Here is a 25,156-nt window from a genome sequence, read left to right as displayed (position 1 = left end):
TTAACGTGTCCGTCAAATTCACTGACACGAGGTTGCAGACATGGGCATCGACAAAATCATTCTGATCACGGGCGCATCCAGCGGCATCGGCGAAGGCATCGCCAGAGAGCTGGGCGCGGCCGGCGCGACCCTGCTGCTGGGAGCGCGCCGCACCGATCGTTTGCAGACGCTGGTCGAAGAGATCAACGCCGCGGGGGGCAACGCCGAATTCCGGCGTCTCGACGTCACCGACAAGGTCGATGTGCAAGCCTTCGCTGAACACGCGCGGCAGCGCTGGGGCAGGGTCGACGTGATCATCAACAACGCCGGGATCATGCCGCTGTCGCCGCTGGCCTCAATGAAAACCGAGGAGTGGGACCGCATGGTCGACGTCAACATCAAGGGCGTACTGCATGGCATCGCCGCGGTATTGCCGGAATTCACTCAACGCGGTTCGGGCCACGTCATCAACATCGCTTCCATCGGTGCGCTGGCGGTGTCGCCCACGGCAGCGGTGTATTGCGCGACCAAGTTCGCCGTGCGGGCGATCTCCGACGGCTTGCGCCAGGAACGCCCGGACATTCGCGTCACCTGCATTCATCCGGGTGTGGTGGAAAGCGAACTGGCCTCGACCATCACCGACGACAGCGCAAAATCGGCCATGGCCGCGTACCGGGCGATCGCGCTGAAACCGGACGCCATTGGCCGGGCCGTGCGCTACGCCATCGAGCAGCCGGAAGATGTCGACGTCAACGAAATCGTCGTGCGCCCGACCCGGGCGTTTCACTGAGGCGGTGTGTGCCCGGCGTTTGCTGCATCGTCCCGCGCCGAGGCCAGCAGCCACTGGCGCAAGACCTCGGCGCAGGGCGACAGCGGGCGGTGTTTTACCGACACCAGAAACTCGCCGAAACCGGTGATGCATTGAAAATCGGTGACCCGTTGCAACTCACCCCTGGCTACCGCGTCGTCGCCCATGAAGGTCCAGGCCAGACCAATGCCCATGCCTTGCTGCACGGCGCGGAAGGCCAGGGTCAGCTGGTTGAACACCGGCGCGTTGTCGGGCGGCGAGTAGTCGTGGCCCAGGTGCCGGAACCACTGCTGCCAGTCCAGGCAGTGCCAGGCCGAGGTGTCGATCTGCACTAGATTCGCCTTGGCCAGGTCCTCCAAAGTCTTGATATCAGAGGCGTCGAACGCAGGGTGAGCCGCGGGATAGACGATTTCCGGTAGCAGGAAATCGCTGTTCAGCGTGGGCCATTCGCCTGAACCGTAGAGCACGCCCACGTCGAAGTCGTTGAGGCTGGCGTCGTCGATTTCATTGATCGCGTGGACGTGAACGGCGATCTCGGGGTAGGCCTTGTTGAACTCGATGAGCTTGGGAAACAGCCAGAACTGAGCCAGCGCATGGGTGGCCAGCACCGACACGGCGTTGGACTGGTGAACGTTGCGAATCCGCGTGACGCTCTGGTACAGGGTGGTGAGCATGACGTTGACCGTTATCAGCAACTCCTCGCCAGCGCGGGTCAGCGCAACACCTCGAGGCTTGCGCTCGAACAGCGGCACACCGACGCATTCTTCCAACTGGCGCATCTGCTTGCTCACCGCGCTCTGGGTCAGGAACAGCTCGGAGGCGGCGGCCGTGAAACTGCTGTGGCGTCCCACGGCTTCGAAGGTGATCAGTGTTTCCAGCGGCGGCAGGGTACGCAGATAACGGTTGATGATGGCTCTCCTGAAGCAGAAAACATCCCGGCATTCCCGGCGGGAATGGGTCGCTGACTTTTTATCGCATGTGGAGCGTATTGGCCATCGCTAGAATCTCGCCAAACCAATCGGCGAGTGGACGTCATGAACAGTGGGATAGCGTACGCGCTGTTGGCAGGGGCCATCTGGGCCGGTGTGATCATGGCGCCTTCGCTGTTGCCGGAATTCAACGCGGTGCTGATCAGCAGCGCGCGCTTCGCCCTTTATGGCTTGGTGTCCCTGCTGATCGCCTTGCCGTTCGCGTCTCGCCTGTTCTCCCGGCTGACCCGCAGCGACCTTGGCATGCTGCTGCGATTGTCCCTCACCGGCAACGTTTTGAACTACGCCTTGCTGGGCGCTTCGATCCAGCTGTGCGGCGTCACGGCTGCTGCGCTGATCAACGGCATGATGCCGATTGCGATCACGTTTCAGGGGCGCCACGACAGCGACTCGCTGCCCCTTTCGAAACTCAAGCTGCCGCTGGCCATGGTATTCCTGGGAATCGTATCGATCTGCTTGCAGCATGCGGTGCAACCTGCGACAGAGGTGTCGCCGTCTTCGCAGTTGCTGGGCCTGGCTTGCGGGCTGTCCGGGGTGGTGAGCTGGTCCTGGTACGCCACCCGCAACAGCCGCTACCTGAAAAAGAGCACCTTCAACAGCAGTGAGTGGTCGACATTGCTGGGCATCGTCACGGGTGCGGTGGCCATTGTCTTCGGCCTGTTGGCGCTGATGCTGTTTCCTAACCTGATACCGACGAACATCGACAGCGCCCGCTGGGAAACCTTTCTCTGGGTCAGCCTGTTCCTGGCTTTTTGCGGGTCGTGGCTGGCCAACGGCCTGTGGAACGCCTGCTCGCGGCGCATGGCGGCGTCCCTGAGCGGGCAGATGATTGTCTTCGAAACCGTGTTCGCCTGCGTCTACGGTTTTATCTATGCCCGGCATTTCCCGGGGGTGGTGGAGGTGATGTCGATCCTGTTGCTGGTAGGCGGCGTGACCTGGTCGGCACGCCGCCATCAGGTGCCGGTGGTGAAGCTCGATCAGCCGAGCTGCTGATCGTCGCTGTCGCTGTCCGGCGTATCGTCAGCCTGAGTCGTGGCGTAGCGTCCGGGCGGCATGCCGACGTGGCGGGTGAAAGCGACGCCAAATGAGCTCACCGAGCTGTAGCCCACGCGCTCGGCGATTTCGCTGATCGCCAGCACCTGCTGACGCAGCAGTTGCTTGGCCAGGGCCATGCGCCAGGTCAGCAGGTATTCCATCGGCGGCATGCCCACGGCGCGGCCGAACCCTTCAAAAAACGTCGACCGCGACATGCCCGCCGCGCTTGCCAGTTGCGCGACGCTCCAGGGCGCAGCGGGTCGCTCATGCAGGCGCCGCAAGGCCAGCGACAGCTTGGGGTCGGACAAACCTCTCAGTAACCCAGGGGACGGGGCACTGGTGCCGGTTGAGCGCAACGCTTCGATCAGCAGCACTTCCAGCAGGCGCGCCATGACGATGTCCCGCGCGGGCCGCTGGGTGCGGGACTCATCGCCCACCAGTTGCACCAGCGTTGCCAGGCGTTGCTCGCCCGCCACATGCACCCAGCGCGGCAGCAATGGCACCAGCAGCGACGCATCCGGCGAGCCGAACACGCAATTGCCCACCAGCAGGCGCGCATCCACCGGGGCGTGCGGATCACCCACCCGCGCGCCGCCGGGCATCGAGACAATGGGCGTCGTCAGCGCTTCGCCTTCAAGAGGTGGCTGTCGATCCAGGCTGGAGGTGGCAAAGGCTCGCGCCGCAGGAATCAACACGAAGTCGCCCTGATTCAGGGTGACCGCGTCGCGACCGCCGGGGCTGTCAATGGCCAGCCGACAGGCGCCTTCGAGCACCACGAAATAGAACGGGCGACCGGTTTCAGCACGCCGTACCGCCCAGGGGGCCGACGCCGCGACAAGTTTGGAAAAGGGCGCCGTGGGTTGCAGCAGCGCGACGACTTCAGCCAGAGGATCGACCATGCCGGACTGTCTCGACAAAGAACAGGACGTTGGAGTGTAGGTCGTCTGACGGCTTCGATCTATGGTGGAGCGGTCATTCATTTGCTGGAGTTTTCAGATGGCTATCGCTTCCACTGTTTTGATCACCGGCTGCTCATCGGGCTTCGGCCTTGAGACCGCGCGTTTGTTCCTCGACCAGGGCTGGAATGTCATCGCCGCCATGCGCACGCCGCAAGAAGGCCTGCTGCCACCGTCGCAGCGCCTGCAGTTGCTGGCCCTTGATGTGACCAACGCTGAGAGCATCGCCCGTTGCCTCAATGAGGCCGGGCCAATCGACGCGCTGGTCAACAACGCCGGCATCGGTTTGCTCGCGCCGCTGGAAGGCCTGGCCCTGGCCGATGCGCGGCAAGTTTTCGAGACCAATACTCTGGGCACCATCGCCATGACCCAGGCCGTGCTGCCGCAGTTCCGGCAGCGCGGGGCGGGCGTGGTGGTCAACGTGACCTCCACCGTCACTCTCAAATCCTTGCCGTTGCTGTCGGTCTACACGGGCAGTAAAGCGGCGGTGAATGCGTTCACCGAGTCGTTGGCGCTGGAGCTTGAGCCGTTCGGTGTGCGGGTGAGATTGGTGTTGCCGGGCAGGGCGCCGACCACCCGCTTTGGCGATAACGCGCGGTGCTTCATGGCGGCGAGCATTCCTGAGGCGTATGTGGCCTTTCGCGAGAGGGTGTTCGAGTCGGTTCGCGACATGAATTCGCCGGTCACCCACTGCGAAGACGTGGCCCAGGCAGTATGGTGTGCGGTGACCGACCCGACGGCCCCTATGCGCATTCCGGCGGGTGCCGATGCGGTGGTGGTGAGTGAAGGGCGCGATCAGCCATGACGCAGTCCGGTTTGGCGGCGAGGTGATGCTAACGACGCTTTCGCCAGCAATCCGGGCTGCGACAAGCAGCGATTTCAGGCCGGGGTGGCGTCGCTGCCTTGCACCAGCAGCATGCGGTAATCCGCGCCTTTCAGACGATGCTGGCGTGCTTGTTGATTCGCCGGGTTTTCATACCAGGCGCGGGCCTCCGCCGACAGGCCGTCCCTGTCAGGCGTTCTCGTTGCCCGGTCGGGTGAAGGAATAGCGGTCGATGTCCTGACGCAGCTTCCAGCCCTGTTTCTGCCAGAAGCGGGCGGAGGGGATGTTGGTTTTGAGCACGTCCAGATGGCATTTGCCGATACCCAGCGCTTGCAGGCTCGACAGACAACGCTGCACCAGCTCTTTGGCAATGCCCTGACCCCTGAAATCAGGCAGCACCAGTAAATGCTGCAGGTAGCCGCGGCGACCGTCATGGCCGCACATCACACAACCGCACAGCCCGGAATCGCTTTCGGCGACGAAGCTCATGCCGGGGTTTCGCGCCAGGTAACGCGCGGTGGATGCGCGGGAGTCGGCGTCGCGGATCGAGATGCCGGGGGTGTTGCTCATCAGTGCGAGGACGGCGTCGTAGTCGTCCAGGGTCATGACGCGGATATCGATCATGGCAGGGCCTGTCGGGATGCGGATCGGGCAGGTTAGCAGAGCGTTTTTGGCAGCGGTATGACAGCCGAATGTCGGGCGCTGACAGAGCCGCTCTATCAGCCCTTAATGCTCCGGCTATTAGACCTCTCGGCGAACGGGGCTACCCTAGATCTAGCGTCGGCGAATGCCGTCCGGTTCAAACCTGATAAGGCGATAACAATAAGCACCCTGTGCTACTGAGTTCACTCATCCCGACCGCGACACCCGCGAGGGCCAGCGGGGAGAATGATCCCGATCAAAGGTAGAGGAAAACATGGCAACCGAATCGAAATGCCCGTTCAACCATGCTGCTGGCGGCGGCACCACCAACCGCGACTGGTGGCCCAATCAGCTGAATCTGAAAATCCTCCATCAACATTCCTCGCTGTCCGATCCCATGGGCGAAGGCTTTGACTACGCCAAGGCGTTCAAGAGCCTGGACTTTGACGCGGTCAAGAAAGACCTGCTGGCCGTCATGACCCGATCCCAGGACTGGTGGCCGGCCGACTTCGGTCACTATGGCCCATTGTTCGTGCGCATGGCCTGGCACAGCGCCGGGACGTACCGCACCGCCGACGGACGCGGCGGTGCGGGGGCAGGGCAGCAGCGGTTTGCGCCGCTCAACAGCTGGCCCGATAACGTCAGCCTCGACAAAGCCCGGCGCCTGATCTGGCCGGTCAAACAGAAATACGGCCGCAAGATTTCCTGGGCCGACCTGATCGTCCTCACCGGCAACGTCGCGCTGGAATCCATGGGCTTCAAGACCTTTGGTTTCTCGGGCGGCCGCCCCGACGTCTGGGAGCCGGATGAAGACGTTTATTGGGGATCTGAAACCACCTGGCTCGGTGGCGAAGAGCGCTACGGCGCGCACAAGGCCATGGAACAGCCCGGTCAAGGCGATCTGGTGGCTGAGCCTGCCAAGCACGGCGAAGAAAAAAGCCGTACCGCTGGTGATCGCACGCTGGAAAAACCGCTGGCCGCCGTGCAGATGGGCCTGATCTACGTCAACCCCGAAGGGCCCGATGGACATCCTGATCCCAAAGCGTCGGCCATCGACATTCGCGAAACCTTCGGCCGTATGGCCATGAACGATGAGGAAACCGTCGCCCTGATCGCGGGCGGCCATGCCTTCGGCAAGACTCACGGCGCAGGTCCGGCAGACAACGTCGGCCCGGAGCCTGAAGCGGCCGGGCTTGAAGAACAGGGTCTGGGCTGGCGCAACACGTTCGGCACTGGCAAAGGCGGCGACACCATCACCAGTGGCCTGGAAGTGACCTGGACCTCGACCCCGACCCAATGGAGCAACGAGTACCTGGAAAACCTGTTCAATTTTGAGTGGGAGCTGACCAAAAGCCCGGCCGGGGCCAACCAGTGGAAACCAAAGAATGGTGCAGGGGCGAACGCCATTCCTCACGCCCATGACCCCAGCAAGCGTCAGGAACCGCGCATGCTCACCTCGGACCTGGCCCTGCGTTTCGACCCCGAGTACGAGAAGATCGCTCGCCGCTTCAAGGACAACCCCGAGCAACTCGACGATGCCTTCGCCCGCGCGTGGTTCAAGCTGACCCATCGCGACATGGGCCCGTTGGCCCGCTACCTGGGCCCGGAAACCCCCGGCGAGGAACTGCTTTGGCAGGACCCACTGCCCGATGCCCAGGGCCCGGCGCTGGATGACAGCGATGTCTCGGCATTGAAGAGCAAGATCCTCGATTCGGGATTGAGCGTCTCGCAACTGGTCTCGACCGCCTGGGCCGCCGCCTCGACCTTTCGCGGCTCCGACAAACGCGGCGGCGCCAATGGCGGGCGCCTGCGTCTGGCACCGCAGAAGGACTGGGCAGCCAATCAGCCCCAGGAACTGGCCAGGGTCCTGCAGGTGCTCGAACGCATCCAGGGTGAGTTCAATGGCGGTCAGGGCAAGAACGTCTCGCTGGCAGACCTGATCGTCATCGCCGGTAACGCGGGTGTCGAGAAGGCCGCCAGGGACGCCGGTCAAACCGTCACCGTGCCGTTTGCGCCAGGCCGGGTGGATGCCTCACAGGAGCAAACCGACGTTGAGTCGTTTGGTTTTCTGGAGCCCATCGCCGATGGCTTCCGCAACTACCTCAAAGGCCAGTACAAGGTCTCGGCCGAGAAACTGCTGGTGGACAAGGCGCAGCTGCTCACCCTGACCGCGCCGGAAATGACCGTGCTGCTGGGCGGCCTGCGGGTGTTGGGCAATAACGTCGGGCAGAGTAAGCACGGTGTGTTCACCTCGCGGCCAGGGGTGTTGACCAACGACTTCTTCAAGACCCTGCTGGACATGAGCGTCGAGTGGAAGCCCACCTCAGGCAGCAGTGACACCTTCGAGGCCCGCGACCGCAAGACCGGCGACGTCAAGTGGACGGGTACGCGGGTGGATCTGGTGTTCGGCTCGCACGCGCAGCTGCGGGCCATTGCCGAGGTGTATGGCAGCGATGATGCCCACGAGAAATTCGTCAAAGACTTCGTCGCGGCGTGGACCAAGGTGATGAATCTGGATCGCTTCGATCTGGCCTGATCGGTGTTTTAGCGTCCTGCAACACACGACGCCTCCTTAGGGAGGCGTTGTTATATCTGTCGAATTCCCCACGGGAATAGGCCCATGAAAAAGCTGAATTTCCTTTGTGCCGGGCATTCTCGTAGCGTGGTGTTTCCCCAAGACGAATAGGTAGATCGCCCCTGTGAACGCTGCCCGCCTACGCCTGTACGTCGACGCTCAATTCACCAGCCCTTACGCCATGTCAGTCTTCGTCGCGTTGCGCGAGAAAGGCATCGACTTCGAGCTGATCGCCGTGGACCTGGATGCCCGGGAAAACCACGCGCCTGACTACGCCAACCTGTCCCTGACCCAGCGAGTGCCGACGCTTGCGGACGGGGATTTTGCCCTGTCGGAATCTTCGGCGATTACCGAGTACCTGGAAGAGCGTTTCCCTCCCACCCCGATCTACCCTCGGGACCTCAAGCAGCGAGCCCGCGCGCGACAAGTGCAAGCGTGGCTACGCAGCGATCTGATGCCGGTGCGGCAGGAGCGCTCGACGCTGGTGGTGTTCTACGGGCAGAAGGGCGGGCCGCTGACGCCGGTGGGCACGGCTGCCGTGGCCAAGCTGGTTAGCGCGGCTCAGGCGTTGCTGGCCGATGGTCGCGAGTACCTGTTGGGTCAGTGGTCGATTGCCGACGTAGATTTGGCGCTGATGCTCAACCGGCTGATCCTCAATGGCGACGAAATCCCCGCAGCGCTGGTGCAATACGCGCAGCGTCAGTGGCAGCGGCCCAGCGTGCAGGCGTGGGTGAGCCTGCAACGGCCACCGCTATGAAGGCAATGGAATCCATCTGATCCGTATTTTTCTTCAATATCTGGCGCTGTATTGAAACAGTCGTCGCGCTCACAATACGTGCCATCCCCAGCCTCCCAACGAGGCTGGCCTGAGCCTTCAAACGAAGTGTGTTCGTCTGTATCGCGAACATTGAGAGGTGATTTCATGGGCAAGATGACGCTGTTTCTGCTGGGCTTCCTGGCGCTGACCATTTCCATCGGCCTGCTGGCGACCATTCCGCCGGGCTGATGCCCTTCAAGCACGCAATCAAGCGAAAGCGTTGCTCAGTCATCGAACCCATAAAGCTGCGCCGGGTTGTCCACCAGAATCGCCTGACGTGCCGCGTCGCTGTCGGTCCAGTCCCGTAACAGGTCCAGCAGGCCCGCATCATCAGGTTTGTGCGCCTCGGTGACGTGGGGCCAGTCGCTGCCCCACACCATGCGTTGCGGGGCGAAGGTGGCGAAGTCCCTGGCCAGTTCTCTGACGTCGGCATAACGAGGGCCGCCCAGCGCGGTGTTCAGGTACGGGCCGCTGAGCTTGACCCAGGCTTTGTCGGCATCGACCAGCCCGGCGATGAAACGAAACGCCGGGTGGCTGGCGTTGGCCCCCGCAGGCAAGCGGCCCATGTGATCGAACACCACCTGCACCGGCAGCCTGGCCAGCAGCGCCTGCTGTTCGAGGATCTGCTCGGCGCCCATGTGAATCTGCACGTGCCAGCCGAATTCGGCGATGCGCTCGGCGAGTGGCTTGATCATGTCGACGCTGATCACCTGATTACCCGCGTTCCACAGGCTAAAGCGCAAGCCCCGAATGCCGCCTTCGTGCAGGCGGATCAGCTCCCGCTCAGTCACGCCGGTATCCACCACGGCAATGCCCCGCGCCTGGCCATTCATCTGCGCGATGGCGTCCAGGGTGCAGCGGTTGTCGGTGGCGTAATACTTGGGCTGCACGATCACCGCACGACGCAGGCCAAGAGGCGCGCGCACCTTGCGGTAATCGGCCATGGACTGCCCATGGGCGATGGGCGTTGCAGGATCGGCCGGCGCGAAACGCGGGTCGATGATGTGGATGTGCGCGTCGCAGCTGTTGGTTGGTGTTTTCAGATCAGCAGTTTTCATGGGTTCCTGGCTCTTTAGGCTCGCTTTCAGGGCATACGTCCATTTCTGTGGGAGCGAATTCATTCGCGATGCGGCGTGACAGGCGACGAACTCCGATTGACTGCACCGACGTCTCGCGAATGAATTCGCTCCCACTGGGGAAGGTGAGCATCCGCAGGGCTTACACCAACAGCAACAATGCTGCACCGTAGGCCACCGCCGCCACCAGAAAGGTCACGAAGGTAAAGCCCAGCACCCGCTGCACGCCCACCCCGGCCATGGCCACGACGGGCGCTGCCCAGAACGGCTGCATCATGTTCGACACCTGCTCGCCCATTGCCACGGCCATGGTGGTGGCCGGCAGCGAAGCGTGCAACTGCACCGCCGCCGGGATCGCGAACGGCCCTTGCACCGCCCAGTGACCGCCGCCGCTGGGAATCAGGAAGGTCACCAACAGCGAGCACACATAACTCCAGAACGGCAGGGTGTGGGTGGTGGAAACCGCCACGAACACCTTGGCGATCACCCCCGGCAAGCCGGTGGCTTCCATAATGCCCATGATTCCGCCGTACAGCGGGTACTGCAGCATCATCGAGCCGCTCTGCTTCGCTGCCGCCTTGACCGCGTTGGCGTAGGCCAGCGGGCAGCCGTGCAGGAGGATGCCCAGGGTGAACATGATCACGATCACGCCATTGACCCCGGACAATTGCAGCTGACCGGTGAACGAATAAGCGACCACGGCAATGCCCAGCACGCCCATGATCACGCTGCCCAGCGGCGAGTATTCAAGAAACTGGGCGAAGCTGCGTTTGCCTTGCGGGCGTTTGGCAGGCTCGGAGTCCGGGTGCTGGCTGATGTCCAGGCACACGGCGTCTTCATCGCGCGGGCGCAGGGCGGCGAGTACGAACGGCATGACCACCAGCAAGGCAATCGTGGGCACCATGTTGTAGGGCACGAACACCATGTCGCCCAGGCTGAGCACCTGGCCGGTGAGCTTCTGCACCACGTTCATCGGATTACCGGGTGTGGTCTGCGCCAACACGATGGAGCTGGACAGCCCACCGGCCCACACCACCCAGCCGGAGAAGCCGGCGGCGACGATCCAGGCGAAGTCGACGCGCATACGCTTGGCGATCTCCCGGGCGAGCAGGGCGCTGAGCACCAGGCCAAAACCCCAGTTGAAGAACGAGGTGATCGCCACGCAGAGGAAGATCATCGCCCCCGCTTGCGCCGGGGTACGCGCCAGGGACACCAGCCGGGTGAAGAAGCGCTGCACGATCGGCGCATGGGCCAGCGCGTGGCCGAGAACCAGCACCAGGGTGATTTGCAGGGCGAAGGTGAAGATGTTGCAGAAGCCCTTGTACCAGCCACCTAGGAGCGCATCGAAGGAGGCATTCGGCGCCACCAGCCAGGAGGCCGCCGCGACGATCGCGGTAATGAAAATCGCCAGCACGAAAGGATCGGGAATGGTCCGTTCGAACAGGCGGATGGTGCTGTCGGTGAAACGGGTGCGCAGGGTGCGCGGCGCGCTGATGGCGGTGTTCATGGGCAGGGCCCTCCGTGCAGACGGAGTGCGGGCGTGGTGCTGGTCATGGGGTGATCCCTTTTATTGTGTTTGTGGGAAGTCGTCTGGATCAGGCGCTCAGATAGTCAATCTGGACGCAGATCCTCTGTGGGAGCGAATTCATTCGCGAGAGGCCGGGACATCCGAACCACCTCTGCCGGCTGTACCACCGCATCGCGAATGAATTCGCTCCCACAGGTTGAACAGGTGTCTCGTATCAGTGCAGCGCCCCGTTGGCGCGAAGCTGCGCAATCTGCTCCTCGGTCAACCCGTGTTCGGCCATCACGCGGTCCGAATCGGCACCAAACACCGGCGCGGCAAACGGCTCAGGCCCCGGCGTGCGGCCAAAAGTGATGGCGCGGGTGAAGCCCTGATAACGGCCCACCACCGGGTGATCGAACTCGGCAATCAGCGCCTCGGCCTCGCATTGCGGATGGTCGAACATGTCCTCGACCCGGCGTGCAGCGGCGCAGGGCACGGCCTCGCCGAAGATCGCTTCCCACTCCAGTGCGCTGTGCTGCTGCAGGGCTTCGTGCAGTTGCGGGACGATGATCTCGTGGTGGATCGCGCGGTTGCGCACCGTGTTGAAACGCTCGTCCTTCGCCAGATGCCCCAGGCCGGTCATGTTGCACAACGCCTGCCAGAAGTGTGGGGTGTTGGCCGACAGGTACAGGTAGCCTTCGCGGGTCGGGTGAATCCCGGTAATGCCACCCGAACGCATGTCGCGGTCCAGTGAGCGCGGTTCGCTGTCGGCCCAGACCAGCCGCGCCGACTGCATCGCCAACGCACTGCGCAACAACGACACACCGACCTCCTGGCCAAGGCCGGTGCGTTCCCGTTCGAACAACGCCGAGGACACGCCACCGGCCACCAGCGAGGCGGCATAGTAGTCGACCACCGAGCCGTAGAGAATTTCCGGCGGACCGTCGGGCTTGCTCTGCGCCGCGCACATGCCGGTCATGGTTTGCAGCACCTGGTCGTAACCGGCCTTGGCCTTGAGCGGGCCCTGTTCGCCGTAGCCGGTGACCGCGCAATAGATCAGCCGTGGGTTGACCGTCTGCAACTGCTCATAACCAATGCCCAGACGCTGGGGCACGCCAGGGCGGAAGTTGTGCACCAGCACGTCGGCCTGACGCACCAGGGTCAGCAGCGCATCCAGGCCGCCGGGGGATTTGAGGTCCAGCACCACGCCGGATTTGCTGCGATTGACCCCCAGAAATGCGCGGCTTTCCGAGGCCAGCGTGGATGGATACTTGCGCAGGTTGTCGCCGGTCGGGGGTTCGATCTTGATCACGGTCGCGCCCTGATCGGCCAGCAAGGAGCAGCCGTAAGGGCCGGCGATGTAGGCGCTGAGGTCGAGGACGGTGATGCCGGACAGCGGGCCGGTGGCCGAAGTCGGTCGGGAGGGATGCGACATGAAGGTTTCTCCGATCTTGTTATCACTGTCCGGAGCAACAGGTGAGGGCTCCGATGCAGCACATGGGAGCCATTCTGGTCAGCGTGATTGAGAAATAAAATGCGTTTTAGCTAGCTTTAGAATCCATAAAAAATGGATTCAACGCTGGCCGAGGTGTTCGAACAACACTTTGCAGAACACATCGATCAAACGCTCCTTGGCGCCATTGCGTTTCCATAACAGACCGATCGGTCTATACAGCCCCGCCCCCGGCAGCGGGATCTGCGCCAGCTCGCCCAGCTGCGCGTGCATCGGCCGCCATTGCGGCACCAGCGACACCCCCAGGTTGCCTTTGACCATCGCCGCGATGGCGTCCAGCGCGTCCATTTCGAAGCGCTCCTGGGGCTGAATCCCTGCCTGCAGCAGATACCGGTCCGCCAGCACGCCACCCCAGGAACGGCGGTGATAACGAATGAACGGCTGACTGCGCAGCACCTCGTGAGGGTGTTGATCGGCCAGGTGCGGCGGGGCCAGAACAACAAAAGGCTCGTCACGTACCGGGCGCCAGACGAACTCCTTGGGCAGCTCGAACTGCGGCGCGACCATCATGGCGATGTCGGTTTCGCCCGACAGCACCTTGCGGTACAGATCGGTGGAAAACGCAGGCTCCACGTGGGGGCGCAGGTGCTCGTAATTGGCGATGAGCGTGGCGAGCACGTCGGGCACCAGATAGGCCAGCGCCGTGGTGATGCAGCCGATGCGCAGCTCGCCGGCTACGGCATCCAGGGCGGCGATGGCGCGCAGGTCCCGGGCCCGCACCAACAGTTCTCGGGCAGGACCCAAGAGCGCGGAGCCAGCGGCGGTCAGCTGCATGTTGCGACCGGTGCGGCTCAGCAGCGGCTGACCGATTTCGTGCTCCAGCGCCTTGATCCGTTGGGCGACGGCGGTGGGGGTGAGGTTGAGCTTGCGCGCGGCGGCGGCGGTGGAGCCCAGTTCAGCGACCTGCAGGAAGCTGTCGAGGTAGCGTGTGTCCATAGTCTAAAAATTCTGGATTCTAAACGTAGAAATACGCACTTTAGTTAGCTTTTGCGCTTTTGCAATATGGGCCTGGTTTTCAAGCACAGTCCCGGGTCCAGCCACCCGGCTTCCAAGAACAATGCCGGGTATGGGATGCGATCCTGTCATCCGGCGCGACGCTGCAACGCTTCTTTGGCGGCGTCGTCATCAGGTGAGTCGCCCATGCGCAGTAAACTGTTCGTCCCAGGATCGCGCCCTGAACTCTTCGAAAAAGCCTTGGCCTCCCGCGCCGATGGCATCAGTTTCGATTTGGAAGACGCGGTGGCCGAGTGCGCCAAAGCCGATGCCCGTCGTCAGCTCGCAGGCTTTCTGGTCCGATTGGCTGACACCGACAAGACCCTCGTAGTGCGGGTGAACAGCCAGGATTCGGTGCATTACCAGGCCGATCTCGAGGCGCTGGTCGGCAGCCGGCTGGACATCATCAACCTGCCCAAGGTCGAAGACCCCGAGCAAATCCTGCGACTGGTGGCCGACCTTGAGCGCCTCGAACGCCAGCAGCCATCGGCAGCCAACATCCGCATTCTGGCCAACATCGAATCCCCGCGCGGCCTGCGCCTGGCCGCTGAAATCGCCTGCGCCCACCCGCGGGTGATGGGCCTGCAACTGGGGTTTGCCGACCTGCTGGAGCCGCTGGGCATCAACCGTCGCGAAGCCAGCGTGATCCGGCAGATTCAGCTCAGCGTGCGCATGGCCGCGGGGGAGGCGAACATCGCCGCCTTTGATGCCGCCTTCGCCGCGATCAAGGACCCTGACGCCTACCGCGAAGAAGCCCGTTATGCCCGCAGCCTGGGCTTCACGGGCAAGTCCTGCATCCACCCGACCCAGATCGACATGGCCAACGAGGCGTTCATGCCTTCGGCCGAGGAGATCGACCGCGCGCAGCGCTTTGTCGCAGCAGCCGATGAAGCCGAGGCCGCAGGAGTAGGGGCCTATCAGGTCGACGGGCAAATGGTCGATGCGCCGTTCGTGATTCGCGCGCGCAGGGTGCTGGAACAGGCCCGTCACGCGGGGCTGCTGACCCACTGACGCCGCAGCAGATCCCTGGCAACAAACCGCTCTACAACAATAAAAGAAAACGAGGTTTCCCATGCACAATGCCGAATCGTTGGCCAAGCCCGCCGTGGCCGCCCCAGAGGCGGGTCGCGACCCGCTGTTCTGGCGGCTGATGGACATCCGCATCAGCTTCATTCCCCTGCCGGTGTACCTGCTGCTGCTGGGGTTGGTGGTCGGGCTGTTGCTCACCAAGGAACTCAAGGCCGACCTGCCGACCATGGTCGCGATCATCGGCCTGGGCGGCGCCACCTGTGGCGAAATCGGCAAGCGCCTGCCGTTCTTCGGCAAGATCGGCGGCGCGGCCATTGTCTCCGCGTTTCTGCCCTCGTATCTGGTCAGCCTTGGCTGGGTGCCCCAGGACATCATTGCGCCGGTGACCACCTTCACCAAGTCGAGCAACTTCATTTACCTGTTCGTCTCGGCGGTGGTGGTCGGCAGCATTTTCACCATGGACCGCAACCTGATCATCAAGGGTTTCGCCAAGATATTCGTGCCGCTGCTGGTGGGTTCGGTGCTTGCGCTGTTCGCCGGGATCGCTGTCGGCATGCTTTGCGGGCTGGAGCTGCGTCAGGTGCTGTTCTTCGTCATTGTGCCGGTGATGGGTGGCGGGCTGGGCGAGGGCGCCATTCCGCTGTCGGTGGGCTACGGCGAAATCCTTGGCATGGACTCGGGCAAGATTCTCGCGCAATTGCTGCCGATCATTTTGCTGGGCAACCTCTGCGCGATCATGGCCTGCGGCGCGCTGGATCTGTTGGGCAAACGTTTCCCGCACCTGACCGGCAACGGTCGTCTGCAGATGCTGGAGTTGCCTCAGGATGACGCCAAGGTTGGCGTGGAGAAGGACGTCAGTTTCGACGGGCAGATCGTCAATCAGGTGATTGCCGCGGGTATGTGCGCGATCACGCTGTACCTAGCGGGGGTACTGCTGCACGCGTTGTTCGGCCTGCCGGGGCCGGTGTGCATGCTGTTTCTCGCGGTGCTGCTCAAGCTGTGCAACGCCGTGCCGCAGCGGCTGGAAGCGGGGGCGCAGGTGCTGTTCAAGTTCTTCACCACCTGCGTGACCTATCCGCTGCTCTTCGCCAACTCCATCGCCGTGACCCACTGGAGCGAGCTGACCGCCGCCTTCCACATCGGCAACGTGCTGACCATCGCCACCACGGTGCTGACCCTGGTGCTGACTGGCTTGGTGATTGGCCGGAAGATGGGCATGTACCCGATCGAAACCGCCATCGTCAACGGCTGCCACAGTGGTTTGGGCGGCACCGGTGACATCGCCATCCTGACCGCCGCCAACCGCATGCAACTGCTGCCGTTTGCGCAGATTTCCACGCGCATCGGCGGGGCGATCACGGTGATGGGGGCGTTGTTGATTCTGGCGAATCTGCCGGGGGTTTAGCGTCCTGGGTCTCGCCAGATCGGTACTTGCATGATCGATGATGTCTTCTGTGGGAGCGAATTGATTCGCGAGAGGCCCGTACATTCGGCACATTTCTGTCGCCTGAAAGATTGTCTCGCGAATGAATTCGCTCCCACAGAGAGGTCCGCCGCGCCGAGGCTTCAGGTGATACCCATGTGATGCAGGGGCGTGGCTGCTGACCGGGCTGGACGTGCGCAGTCGCGATTTCAAATAAACGACTGGACTGCGATATTCCTGTGGGAGCGAATTGATTCGCGAGAGGCCCCTACACTCGGCACATTCCTGTCGCCTGAATGTCTGTCTCGCGAAATGAATTCGCTCCCTCAGGTGGAGTCGGGTGGCCCGATCGACCTCTGTGCGGCCCGCTTACAACGTCGCCTTGACCTGCAATCCAAGGATCAGCGTGTTGTCGATGTCCTCACCATAAAACGCCCCAGGCTCGATGATGTACTGCACCGAGGGGCGAATCGTCAGCCACGGCGCCACTTGTGCGCCGTAGGTCATCTCCACCAGCGCTTCGCCGCTGGCCAGATCCGGGAAGTCTTCTGCGCGTGTCAACGCAGCATTTTCCTGAACGTCGCGGCTGCGCGAGTTGAACACTGCGCGGCCATAGCCGATGGCTACGGTGTCGTTGGGGCGCGAAACGAACGGCTTCTTCAGTGCGAAACCGGTCGAGTACCAACGACGGAACGGCGAAGCGGCGGCGCTGGCGTTGGAGAACTGGCCGAACATGTGCACGTTGCGGCCGCTGACGTCGCTGGAATTCCAGATCGTCTGGTCCATCAGGAAATACGAACCTTCACGACCGGCGACTTCCTTGTTGGTGCCGATGCGCGGCGCGTCCGAGGTGTCGTAGTAATAGCCGACGCGGTACTCGCCGGGCATGTCGCCGAGCACGTTGTAGATCGCCTCGATGGGCAGCACGTTGCCGGTGCTGTCTTTGGGCGTGACATGCCAGGCGCGACTGGAGTCGCCGTTGCTGGCGGCGTCGACCTGGAACGCTGCGACCTGCACCGCGAAGTTCGGGTTGAAGCGGTACTTGGCCATGCTGCCCAGGTGCGCGTTGGGGTAGTTGCTCCAGCCGCTGCCGCCGGACATCGCCAACGGATGGCCGCAGAAGCCGGCGTTCATGAAGTTGCACAGGATGCCACTGGAAAGGCCGCCGAGGTCGTTGCCCATGGCCATGTAGCCGAGCTTGACGTTCAGCGCGGGGGTGAACAGGGTGTTTTCGTAGCTCAGTTCCGTGAGGCGGGTGTAGAGGCCGCCGTAGTTTTCCTGCACCGGCAGGCGGTTGCCCACCAGGTCGCCGGAGCCATCGTTGCCGCGTCGGTCGTTGATGGTCAGTTGCACCTTGCCGCCGCTCTCCAGGTCCAGCAGCTTGCCCAGATCGAACTGCGCGCCGAGCTTGATGTTCTGCGAGTAACGCGTGCCACGCTGCTTGCCGCCGTGGGCGTTGTAGACGGTTTCACCGCTGTAGTCGCCAGTGATCTTCACGCCTTGCGCGGCCAGGCGGCTGCGATTGCCGCCCCAGTCGCCGGTCATGGTCGGCTGGTCCAGCCAGTCATCGGCCAGGGTCGGCGCGGACGCGGCCATCACCAGCACGGAGCCCACGGCCAGCGCCGTAGAGAACCCGCGGCGCGAGCCGGGATCTGCGAGGTGTTGCGAAGGATTGCTCATCAAAAAAACCTGAAGTGCGAAAAACCGTCTTCACAGGCGAGGACGGCAGAAGAGAGGCACGCGCGGGTGCGCTCGAAAGCGGGCAAGATAAAAACATATTAATGTACCAACTGGTTAATTCATTTTAACGATTGCGACTATCGCCGTTGGCCATAGTCTGTGAGTAGTAGCGCGTGTGGCTTGCGCGCCGACGATTCAATGGCCTTGAGGGCTGTGTCGATGGCGTGCAGACCGACACCGTCAGCTCAATGGCCGTAGCGCCCGTGTTTTCTTCCAGCCGATGGAGTGTGGTGGTGCGGGGAATGGGCATGATCCAGGGTTTTTGTGCGAGCAGCCAGGCGAGGGTGACTTGTGTGGGGGTAGCACCTTTGCTTTGCGCCAGTTGGCCGAGGATGTCTACGAGCTGCGCGTTGGCTTTGCGGTTTTCCTCTGAAGCGCGGCACGATGTTGCGAAAATCGCCTTATCCTCAACAATCTGCCGGCTGTTGCATGGCTACCTGAGGAGAATTCACAAGTGATCCGTGCCGATCTGCCTGAACTGACGGCGTTCATCGCCATTGCCGAACACCAGAGCTTCAGCGGCGCCGCCCGCGTGTTGGGGGTTTCTCCTTCGGCGCTGAGCCACTCGATGCGTAACCTGGAAGCGCGGTTGGAGATGCGCCTGTTCAACCGCACCACGCGTTCGGTGGCGTTGACCGAAGCGGGGGAACAACTGCTGCACGGTGTGCGCCCGCTGCTCATCGACCTGACCAATGTGGTCAATGAAGTCACCTCCGCGCGTAACACGCCATCAGGTTCGATCCGCATCAGTGCGTCGGAATCCTCGATCAAATTGCTGGTACGTCATGTGGTGCCGGACTTCCTCAAGACCTACCCGCGGATTCACATTGAGTTCGTCGCCGACAGTCGTTTCGTCGACATCGTCGGTGACGGCTTCGACGCGGGAGTTCGGGTGTTCGAAGACGTGCCCAAGGACATGATCGCGGTGCGCTTTGGCGCGGATGTGCACTTTGGGGCCGTGGCCTCACCCCAATACCTGACGCATCACCCCGCGCCGCAGGTGCCCCACGACCTCAAGCAGCATCGCTGCATTCGCTTCAAGTTCGCCAGTGGCGCGCTGTTTCGCTGGGATTTCGAGTACCTGGGACAGAGCGCCAGCATCGACGTCGGCGGCCCGCTGACCATGGACAACGTCAATGTGATGATCGACGCCGCACTCGGCGGCATTGCCATCGCCTGGGTGCCGCTGGCGCAAGTGCAGGAGCATTTGCAGTCGGGGGCGCTGGTGCACCTGCTGCCGGAGTGGGGGCCGGTTTACCCTGGCGTGTGCCTGTATTACCCCGCCAACCGCCACCCACCGCTGGCACTGCGATTATTTGCCGACGCCGTGCGGCAATGGGCGTCGCGGGGCGAAGGGCGTTGAACGTGTGCCTGGCTGTGACTTTTGGGGTGACTGAACTGACGCATTCGCTGCCGTCGTAACCTCCGGCGTCTCCCACAAGGATATGCGTCGTGCCGAAGGAAGGTGACCGACGCCAAACCTGTGGGAGCTGCTGGAGCTGTGCGACAGTGGCGAAGGCGGTTTGTCTGACACACCGCCTTCGTGGCCGTCGTAACCTCCGGCGTCTCCCACAAGGATATGAGTCGTGCCGAAGGAAGGTGACCGACGTCAAACCTGTGGGAGCTGCTGGAGCTGTGCGACAGTGGCGAAGGCGGTTTGTCTGACACACCGCCTTCGCGGCCGTCGTAACCTCCGACTGCTCCTACAGGAATTTGTATTGATCGCCGCTGTTTTATCCCGAGTTCAGCGCAGATACCGGGTCTGTATCAGATAGCGCAGCGACGCGGGCAAGGTCTCGCCGTGGCTCATGCCCGCGAGATTGTGGTACTCAAGCTTCAACCCCGAGACCGTTTTCAAACGCGCCACCATCTCTTTGGCCAGCTTGTCCGGTTCAGCCGTGGCGGGGCCTCGCGGCGTAGCCGGTTCTGCGCTGCCGCGCATCAGCAGCAGGCTGAGGTGTGAGCCTTTCAGCTGCTGGCTTTCGGCTGAGATCAACGCCTCGTCCCACCACAGCGACGGACTGGCCGCCGCGTAGTGATTGAACATCTGTGGTCGGGTGAACAGCGTGTGCAGCACCAGCAGCCCGCCATAAGAGTGGCCCCACAGGGTCTGGTCGTGGGCATCCAGTTTTACCTGCTCGGCCACTTGCGGACGAATGCGATCGCGCAGCAGGTCAAGGAAGGCGTCGGCACCACCGCTGGGCACGTCAGTCAGCGGGTCTTTCTGTTCACTGATACCGCTGCGCCTTGGGGTGTAGTCCAGGGTGCGACTGTTGCGTTCGATGCGCAGGGGCGTTTGATAGCCGATAGCGACCAGCAGCGGGGCACGCCCCTTGGCCAGGCCTTTGAGCAGGCCTTCGTCAAGGGCGCCGACAGCGGCGTTGCCGTCGAGCATCCACAGCGACGGGTAGCCTTTGGCCGGGGCAGGATGGTCGGGTTTGCCAATCCAGATGCGGTAGTGGCGCTGGCCATCCGCCGAGTCCAGATCCAGCGTGTTGAAGGTGTAGGGCAAGTCCTGGCGTTGCAGGATCTGCGTGTCCATTGGCTGGTCCGGCGCAGGCCGCGCCAGGGTGGTCAACCCCGGCGCCGCCAGCAGCAGGACGAGCGCCAGGGGTCTCATCAGAAGGTTCATCGGGCGGTCTCGTCAGGTCAGAACGATGCGGTCAGGCTGGTGTACAGCGTGCGGCCGGGCTCGTTGTAAGTTGCGGCGCCCGCACCGTCGATGTTGGTCACGCCCTGGGCGTTGCCCTCGCGGAACAGGCGCTTGTCGAACAGGTTGTCGACGCCGGTGGTCAGGCTCAGGTTTTTGCTGATGGCGTAGGTGCCGCTGACGCCGACGATGGCATAAGGCGACAGCTGATTGTTGGAGCTGCCAGTGACGCGGTTGCCGTGGTAGTCGTATTTTTTCGGCGTCTGCTTGCCATACCAGGCCACGCTGGTCTGCAAGGACAAGTCGTCGGTGGCCTGCCAGTCGAGCATCGAGTTGAGGGTGTACTTCGGCGTCACCGAGAGCACGTCGCCGGTTTCCTTGTTCTTCGATTGCAGCATGTAGGTGAAGTTGTTGGTCCAGGTCAGTTGTTCGGCCAACGGAATGGTCAGGTTGCCTTCTAGGCCCTCGACCAGCGCCTTGGGCACGTTTTCCCACTGATACACCGCCGCGTTGGCGTAGGTGCCGCTGCCGCCGGTGGCGCTGCTGATCGGGCTCAGACCCGACTCGATCTTGTTCTTGTAGTCGTTGCGAAAGTACGTCAGCCCCACGACCCAGCCATCGGACTTGTACTCGATGCCCAGTTCCTTGTTGATGCTGTTTTCTGCCTTGAGGCTGTCGTTGCCTTGCAGGTAGCAGCTGGTGGTCTGGCCGTAGCAACCTTGACCACGGCTGTAGAGCAGGTAGTTGGGATTGAGTTGATACAGGTTCGGCGCCTTGTAGGCCCGCGCGATACCGGCCTTGAGGGTCAGGGTGTCAGTCAGTTGGTGCGACAGGTTCAGCGACGGGCTCCAGTTGTCGCCGACGATGTCGTGATGGTCGAAACGCAGTCCCGGTGTGAGCATGGTGCCGGGGAACAGCTCGATGTTGTCCTCGGCGAACAACGAGAAGATGTGCGCCTCGGAGCGGGTGTCGCGCCCGGTGCTGCTCAGACCGCTGACGGCGCCGCCTTCGCTGGTGGTCTGGGTGTTGGCGCTCGGGTCGTCGAGGTTCTGCTCGACCCATTCGGTGCCCAGGGTCAGGGTCTGATCGACCCCTGCGTGCAGCGGCAGATTGACCTCGCCGTGGGCGGTCAGGTCGCGCAGGGTGGCGGTGTAGAAATCGCTGTTGCTGAAGATGCCTTCGGTGCCGCCGGCCAGGCCTTCGTTGATGCGGGTGTTGCGGGTTTTTTCGTATTGCAGATAGGCCAGGGTGCTGCCGAAATCCCAGTCGCCGCGGTGGGTGAGCGAGTAGGTTTCGCGGTAGGTGCGGTTGGTCTCGTGACCGAGCAGGCTGTTGACCGTGGCGTTGGTGTTGGTGTTCTGGGTGTCGCCGGTGTAGATGTTGCCTTGGCGGCTGAAGCCGGTTTCCAGGTCCAGCGTTTGTTCGGGCGTGAGGTGCCAGCTGAGCAGGGCGTTGACGTCCTTGTTGCGCACGCCTTCGCGGCCTGCCGGCAGCGTGCCGACCTGGTTGCCGGTGCGCAGCGACTCGTGGCCTTCGTTGATGTCGGCGTCGTCCGCGTCGGTCTTGGCGACGTTGCCGTAGACGCGGTAGCTGAGGGTGTCGGTCAACGGGCCGTTGAGGCCGAAGCTCATGCGCTTGGTCGCGCCTTCGTCACCGTGGCTGGGGAAGGAGTTGTACACCGTGGCGCTGCCGTGGGTTTCGGCGCCAGCCTTCTTGGTGATGATGTTGATCACGCCGCCTGCCGCGCCGTTGCCGTAACGTGCAGCCGCCGGGCCACGGATGACCTCGATGCGCTCCACCTGATCGGCGGGTACCCAGTTGGTGTCGCCACGGCTGTCGCGCTCGCCACGCCAGCCGTAACGCACCGAGTTGCGGCTGCCGACCGGTTTGCCGTCCACCAGAATCAGCGTGTTTTCCGGGCCCATGCCGCGAATGTCGATCTGCCGGTTGTTGCCGCGCTGGCCGCTGCTGGAGTTACCGGTCAGGTTGACCCCCGGCATGGTGCGAATGATCTGCGACAGGTCGTTGGCCGGTGGACGTTTCTTGATGTCCTCGGCGGTGATCACCGACACACCGGGCGCCTGCTTGATTTCTTCTTCGGCGGTGGCGACCACATTCTGGTCGGGCAGCTGCAGGGCGGCGGGGTTTTGCGGCTGGGTCGCAGCGTGAACGGCAGTCGCCAGCAGGCAGCTGGACAGCAGCACGAACGGGGTGAGGGTCGGCAGGGGACGAAACGACATCGATGATCTCCGAGGGAACGACGTGACGCGAGAAGATCACGGATGATAATGACTGACGTTTGCGAGTAAAGCGCATTAACTTTCTAAACATTTGCGGTCACCCGCGATGTCTTTTGATTCTGGCCCAGGCCGGAGTTCAGCTTGCTGCGGACCGCGATCGGGCGATTTGCTGCGCCGCAGCAGTAAGTCCAGCGCATGCGGTACATCAGACACAACGGAGTCGTCTGGTTTTGCTGCCGCTTCGCGCCAGATCGCGAGCAAGCTTGCTCCTACGCCCTCCGGGCAGAAGCTCGATCCGAGTCAACTCGATACCGGCAACGTCATATGCATGATCAACCCCGGCTGCCCGTTACTGGCCCACAACCTGCCGCCCTGCAACTCCACCGCGCGACGGGCGATGGCCAGGCCCAGGCCGAAGCCTTCGGTGCTGTTGTCCAGTCGCTGATAGGGCACGAAGATACGCTCCAGATCCGCCTCAGCCACGCCCGGTCCTTCGTCCTGCAGGCACAGGTGCCAGTGGTCGTCCTCGCGCCAGCCGGTGAGGGTGATCTTGCCGTTGTCGGGGGAGAAGCGGATGGCGTTGCGCAGCAGGTTTTCCAGCGCCTGGGCGACGCTGTCAAGGTGCACCTGCACGCAACAGTCGGTGCCCAGCAGGCAGATGAAACGCTGCGCTGGCCAGCCACTTTCGAAGCAGGCGTCCTCGCACAGCGCTTCCCAGATCGACAGCATGAGCACCGGTTCAGTGGGCAGTTGCGGGCGTTCGGTGTCGAGCCAGGCAAGGTCCAGGGTGTCTTCCAGCAGGCGCTGCATGTCGCCGATTTCCCGATCCAGTCGCTCACGCAATTGCGCCGGGGGCAGCTCGCTGTCGTGGGCAATGCGCAAACGCGCCAGCGGCGTGCGCAGTTCGTGGGACAACGTGCGCAGCAACAGGCGCTGTTGATTGAGGCTGTGACGCAGCCGGTCGGCCATGTGCTCGAAAGCGCTGGCCAGTTCTCCCAGTTCGTCGCGCCGATGCATCAGCGGCAGGCCAGGCCCGTCGCTGTCCAGATCGTCGGCCCGCAGGCTGTCGGCGCGGTCACGCAGGCGATTGAGCGGCACCACCAGATGGCGGTAGATCAGCAAGCCCAGCAGCGCTGCCAGCAAGGTCGGCATCACGCCGTGGCTGAGCACGTGGGTCCAGGGCGTCAGGCCGCCGGGCAGCAGACGTTCGGGCAGTTGCATCACCAGCCGGCCCTCTTGCGGCGCGTCAGGAAACTCGATGCTGACAAAGGGCAACTCGTCCTGCAGGCGTCGGCTCATGGGCCAGTCGAGCTTGCGCATGAAGGTCAGGTGGCTCGATTCCAGCGCCGACAGTGGCGTGGTTCCAAGGCTCTCCAGATGCGGCCCGATCACCGCCACCCAAGTGTCTTCTTCGCTCGACAGTCGCTGACGAAAGCGCTCGACGCCGGCATGGCCGTCGTTGCGCCAGGCGTCTTCAGCTTGCTGCGCATAGCGGGCCAGATAGAGACGGTCGGCCTGATCGAGAAAGTAGGTGCTGCGCTCGGCCGACAGGCCCCAGGTCCAGATGATCCAGGTCAGCAGCAGACAGAAGGAAATCTGCAGAAGCGCCAGCTTCCACAGCAGGGGATGGCGGCGCATCAGGCTTTGTTCGCGTCGATCAGGATGTACCCCTGACCGCGCACGGCCTGAATCTGCAGGTGTTGCACGCCGATGGCGGCCAGCTTGCGGCGCAAGTTGCAGACATGCACGTCGAGCCCGCGATCCAGTCGGGTGTAGATGCGGTGCAGCACCTGTTGATAGAGAAACGGCTTGCTCAGCGGCTCACCCGCCTGCTCGCGCAGGGTCATCAGCAACCGGTATTCCGAGCTGGTCAGGCCCGCCTGCTGGTTAGCGTGAACAACGTCCTGCAGCCCGTCGTCGAACTGCACGGCGGCATCTTCACGGTGCGATTGGAGTGCTGGCAGGCGAGTCATGCGGCGCAGCAGGGCGTTGGCGCGGGCGTCCAGTTCGGCGAGGCTGAACGGCTTGGGCAAGTAATCATCGGCGCCACAGGTGAAGCCGATGATGCGGTCCTGTTCGGCACCCAGCGCGGACATCAGCATCACCGGCGTGTCGTCGACATCACGCAGTGCCTCGAGCAGCGACAGGCCATCGATGCCCGGCAGCATGATGTCCAGCAGCACCAGATCGAAGCGCGACGTGCGCACGGCAGCCAGCCCCTGATTGCCAGACTGGCAGGCGGTCACGGCAAAGCCGCGCTTTTGAAAATGCAGGTCCAGATCGTTGCGCAGGCGCGCGTCGTCTTCGACCAGCAGCAGAGTAGGCGTCATGGGATGCTTAGGTGAAAAGGTCTTTATGAGA

Annotated in this window: 20 protein-coding genes and 1 pseudogene; 8 read left to right on the top strand and 13 right to left on the bottom strand. The window is 63.0% G+C overall.

The window, feature by feature from the left end:
• Window positions 1-40: 40 nt before the first annotated feature.
• Window positions 41-769: an SDR family oxidoreductase gene (locus tag AC07V9_RS12990; RefSeq protein ID WP_495016109.1), complete on the top strand. Its 729-nt coding sequence runs from the start codon at window positions 41-43 to the stop codon at window positions 767-769.
• Here AC07V9_RS12990 and AC07V9_RS12985 read toward each other — a convergent pair.
• Window positions 763-1,695 carry a LysR substrate-binding domain-containing protein gene (locus tag AC07V9_RS12985; RefSeq protein ID WP_495016259.1) on the bottom strand — a complete coding sequence of 311 codons (933 nt, stop codon included), beginning with the start codon at window positions 1,693-1,695 and terminating at the stop codon, window positions 763-765. The genes AC07V9_RS12990 and AC07V9_RS12985 overlap by 7 nt on opposite strands.
• A gap of 126 nt (window positions 1,696-1,821) precedes the next feature.
• Between AC07V9_RS12985 and AC07V9_RS12980 the strand changes: the two genes are divergently transcribed.
• Window positions 1,822-2,769: a DMT family transporter gene (locus tag AC07V9_RS12980; RefSeq protein WP_495016108.1), complete on the top strand. Its 948-nt coding sequence runs from the start codon at window positions 1,822-1,824 to the stop codon at window positions 2,767-2,769.
• On the opposite strand, the gene AC07V9_RS12975 is transcribed toward AC07V9_RS12980, so the two are convergent.
• Window positions 2,754-3,710, bottom strand: a complete 957-nt coding sequence (locus AC07V9_RS12975; protein WP_495016107.1) for an AraC family transcriptional regulator — start codon at window positions 3,708-3,710, stop codon at window positions 2,754-2,756. The two genes, AC07V9_RS12980 and AC07V9_RS12975, sit on opposite strands and share 16 nt — an antisense overlap.
• A 97-nt stretch (window positions 3,711-3,807) precedes the next feature.
• On the opposite strand from AC07V9_RS12975, the gene AC07V9_RS12970 reads away from it, so the two are divergent.
• The gene (locus tag AC07V9_RS12970) at window positions 3,808-4,572 is read left to right on the top strand and encodes an SDR family oxidoreductase (protein WP_495016106.1); all 765 of its coding nucleotides are present in this window, start codon (window positions 3,808-3,810) and stop codon (window positions 4,570-4,572) included.
• A 207-nt stretch (window positions 4,573-4,779) separates the two neighbouring features.
• On the opposite strand, the gene AC07V9_RS12965 is transcribed toward AC07V9_RS12970, so the two are convergent.
• On the bottom strand, window positions 4,780-5,214 hold the full coding sequence (locus AC07V9_RS12965) for a GNAT family N-acetyltransferase (protein ID WP_495016105.1): 435 nt from the start codon (window positions 5,212-5,214) through the stop codon (window positions 4,780-4,782).
• Between the two features lie 292 nt (window positions 5,215-5,506).
• Here AC07V9_RS12965 and katG point away from each other — a divergent pair, with 292 nt between their 5' ends.
• Window positions 5,507-7,768: a catalase/peroxidase HPI gene (gene katG, locus AC07V9_RS12960; protein ID WP_495016104.1), complete on the top strand. Its 2,262-nt coding sequence runs from the start codon at window positions 5,507-5,509 to the stop codon at window positions 7,766-7,768.
• Window positions 7,769-7,931: 163 nt separating this feature from the next.
• Window positions 7,932-8,564 carry a glutathione transferase gene (gene yfcF, locus AC07V9_RS12955; protein WP_495016103.1) on the top strand — a complete coding sequence of 211 codons (633 nt, stop codon included), beginning with the start codon at window positions 7,932-7,934 and terminating at the stop codon, window positions 8,562-8,564.
• Between the two features lie 284 nt (window positions 8,565-8,848).
• Here yfcF and AC07V9_RS12950 read toward each other — a convergent pair whose 3' ends face one another.
• The 4 genes from AC07V9_RS12950 to AC07V9_RS12935 all read right to left on the bottom strand — a co-directional run bounded on the left by AC07V9_RS12950 (window position 8,849) and on the right by AC07V9_RS12935 (window position 13,656).
• A complete protein-coding gene (locus AC07V9_RS12950) occupies window positions 8,849-9,682 on the bottom strand; it encodes an amidohydrolase family protein (RefSeq protein ID WP_495016102.1) in 834 nt (277 codons plus the stop codon).
• A gap of 160 nt (window positions 9,683-9,842) precedes the next feature.
• Window positions 9,843-11,207, bottom strand: coding sequence for a TIGR00366 family protein (locus tag AC07V9_RS12945; RefSeq protein ID WP_495016101.1), 1,365 nt, complete (start codon window positions 11,205-11,207; stop codon window positions 9,843-9,845).
• Between the two features lie 235 nt (window positions 11,208-11,442).
• On the bottom strand, window positions 11,443-12,642 hold the full coding sequence (locus AC07V9_RS12940; RefSeq protein ID WP_495016100.1) for a CaiB/BaiF CoA transferase family protein: 1,200 nt from the start codon (window positions 12,640-12,642) through the stop codon (window positions 11,443-11,445).
• A 138-nt stretch (window positions 12,643-12,780) separates the two neighbouring features.
• Window positions 12,781-13,656, bottom strand: coding sequence for a LysR substrate-binding domain-containing protein (locus tag AC07V9_RS12935; RefSeq protein ID WP_495016099.1), 876 nt, complete (start codon window positions 13,654-13,656; stop codon window positions 12,781-12,783).
• Between the two features lie 204 nt (window positions 13,657-13,860).
• Here AC07V9_RS12935 and AC07V9_RS12930 point away from each other — a divergent pair, with 204 nt between their 5' ends.
• Both AC07V9_RS12930 and AC07V9_RS12925 read left to right on the top strand, forming a co-directional pair.
• Window positions 13,861-14,724: an HpcH/HpaI aldolase/citrate lyase family protein gene (locus AC07V9_RS12930; RefSeq protein ID WP_495016098.1), complete on the top strand. Its 864-nt coding sequence runs from the start codon at window positions 13,861-13,863 to the stop codon at window positions 14,722-14,724.
• A 61-nt stretch (window positions 14,725-14,785) separates the two neighbouring features.
• Window positions 14,786-16,147: a 2-hydroxycarboxylate transporter family protein gene (locus AC07V9_RS12925; protein ID WP_495016097.1), complete on the top strand. Its 1,362-nt coding sequence runs from the start codon at window positions 14,786-14,788 to the stop codon at window positions 16,145-16,147.
• Window positions 16,148-16,534: 387 nt separating this feature from the next.
• On the opposite strand, the gene AC07V9_RS12920 is transcribed toward AC07V9_RS12925, so the two are convergent.
• Both AC07V9_RS12920 and AC07V9_RS12915 read right to left on the bottom strand, forming a co-directional pair.
• Window positions 16,535-17,761 (bottom strand): carbohydrate porin, encoded by a 1,227-nt coding sequence (locus tag AC07V9_RS12920; RefSeq protein WP_495016258.1) that lies wholly within the window; start codon window positions 17,759-17,761, stop codon window positions 16,535-16,537.
• 322 nt (window positions 17,762-18,083) lie between these two features.
• A pseudogene (locus tag AC07V9_RS12915) lies at window positions 18,084-18,303 on the bottom strand (aldo/keto reductase); the annotation flags it as partial.
• A gap of 56 nt (window positions 18,304-18,359) precedes the next feature.
• On the opposite strand from AC07V9_RS12915, the gene AC07V9_RS12910 reads away from it, so the two are divergent.
• A complete protein-coding gene (locus AC07V9_RS12910; RefSeq protein WP_495016096.1) occupies window positions 18,360-19,268 on the top strand; it encodes a LysR family transcriptional regulator in 909 nt (302 codons plus the stop codon).
• Window positions 19,269-19,649: 381 nt separating this feature from the next.
• Here the strand turns inward: AC07V9_RS12910 and AC07V9_RS12905 are convergent, their stop codons facing one another.
• From AC07V9_RS12905 to AC07V9_RS12890, 4 genes are all read right to left on the bottom strand, one after another.
• Entirely contained in the window at window positions 19,650-20,537 is an 888-nt protein-coding gene (locus AC07V9_RS12905; RefSeq protein ID WP_495016095.1) for an alpha/beta hydrolase, read from the bottom strand.
• A gap of 17 nt (window positions 20,538-20,554) precedes the next feature.
• Window positions 20,555-22,795 carry a TonB-dependent siderophore receptor gene (locus AC07V9_RS12900; protein ID WP_495016094.1) on the bottom strand — a complete coding sequence of 747 codons (2,241 nt, stop codon included), beginning with the start codon at window positions 22,793-22,795 and terminating at the stop codon, window positions 20,555-20,557.
• A 300-nt stretch (window positions 22,796-23,095) separates the two neighbouring features.
• A complete protein-coding gene (locus AC07V9_RS12895) occupies window positions 23,096-24,433 on the bottom strand; it encodes a HAMP domain-containing sensor histidine kinase (RefSeq protein ID WP_495016093.1) in 1,338 nt (445 codons plus the stop codon).
• Window positions 24,433-25,125 carry a response regulator transcription factor gene (locus tag AC07V9_RS12890; protein ID WP_495016092.1) on the bottom strand — a complete coding sequence of 231 codons (693 nt, stop codon included), beginning with the start codon at window positions 25,123-25,125 and terminating at the stop codon, window positions 24,433-24,435. The genes AC07V9_RS12895 and AC07V9_RS12890 overlap by 1 nt, the downstream gene beginning before the upstream one ends.
• Window positions 25,126-25,156: the final 31 nt, after the last annotated feature.

It is taken from the genome of Pseudomonas sp. GW821-FHT02A11, from assembly GCF_059421985.1.
This window is presented reverse-complemented; position numbering and strand designations above follow the sequence as displayed.

Coding starts and splice junctions, on each gene's coding strand:
- AC07V9_RS12930 (WP_495016098.1), top strand. CDS start 13,861: ATGCGCAGTAAACTGTTCGTCCCAGGATCGCGCCCTGAACTCTTCGAA.
- AC07V9_RS12935 (WP_495016099.1), bottom strand. CDS start 13,656: ATGGACACACGCTACCTCGACAGCTTCCTGCAGGTCGCTGAACTGGGC.
- AC07V9_RS12970 (WP_495016106.1), top strand. CDS start 3,808: ATGGCTATCGCTTCCACTGTTTTGATCACCGGCTGCTCATCGGGCTTC.
- katG (WP_495016104.1), top strand. CDS start 5,507: ATGGCAACCGAATCGAAATGCCCGTTCAACCATGCTGCTGGCGGCGGC.
- AC07V9_RS12990 (WP_495016109.1), top strand. CDS start 41: ATGGGCATCGACAAAATCATTCTGATCACGGGCGCATCCAGCGGCATC.
- AC07V9_RS12905 (WP_495016095.1), bottom strand. CDS start 20,537: ATGAACCTTCTGATGAGACCCCTGGCGCTCGTCCTGCTGCTGGCGGCG.
- AC07V9_RS12975 (WP_495016107.1), bottom strand. CDS start 3,710: ATGGTCGATCCTCTGGCTGAAGTCGTCGCGCTGCTGCAACCCACGGCG.
- AC07V9_RS12890 (WP_495016092.1), bottom strand. CDS start 25,125: ATGACGCCTACTCTGCTGCTGGTCGAAGACGACGCGCGCCTGCGCAAC.
- AC07V9_RS12920 (WP_495016258.1), bottom strand. CDS start 17,761: ATGGCCGCGTCCGCGCCGACCCTGGCCGATGACTGGCTGGACCAGCCG.
- AC07V9_RS12965 (WP_495016105.1), bottom strand. CDS start 5,214: ATGATCGATATCCGCGTCATGACCCTGGACGACTACGACGCCGTCCTC.
- AC07V9_RS12980 (WP_495016108.1), top strand. CDS start 1,822: ATGAACAGTGGGATAGCGTACGCGCTGTTGGCAGGGGCCATCTGGGCC.
- AC07V9_RS12940 (WP_495016100.1), bottom strand. CDS start 12,642: ATGTCGCATCCCTCCCGACCGACTTCGGCCACCGGCCCGCTGTCCGGC.
- AC07V9_RS12945 (WP_495016101.1), bottom strand. CDS start 11,207: ATGAACACCGCCATCAGCGCGCCGCGCACCCTGCGCACCCGTTTCACC.
- AC07V9_RS12895 (WP_495016093.1), bottom strand. CDS start 24,433: ATGCGCCGCCATCCCCTGCTGTGGAAGCTGGCGCTTCTGCAGATTTCC.
- AC07V9_RS12925 (WP_495016097.1), top strand. CDS start 14,786: ATGCACAATGCCGAATCGTTGGCCAAGCCCGCCGTGGCCGCCCCAGAG.
- AC07V9_RS12900 (WP_495016094.1), bottom strand. CDS start 22,795: ATGTCGTTTCGTCCCCTGCCGACCCTCACCCCGTTCGTGCTGCTGTCC.
- AC07V9_RS12950 (WP_495016102.1), bottom strand. CDS start 9,682: ATGAAAACTGCTGATCTGAAAACACCAACCAACAGCTGCGACGCGCAC.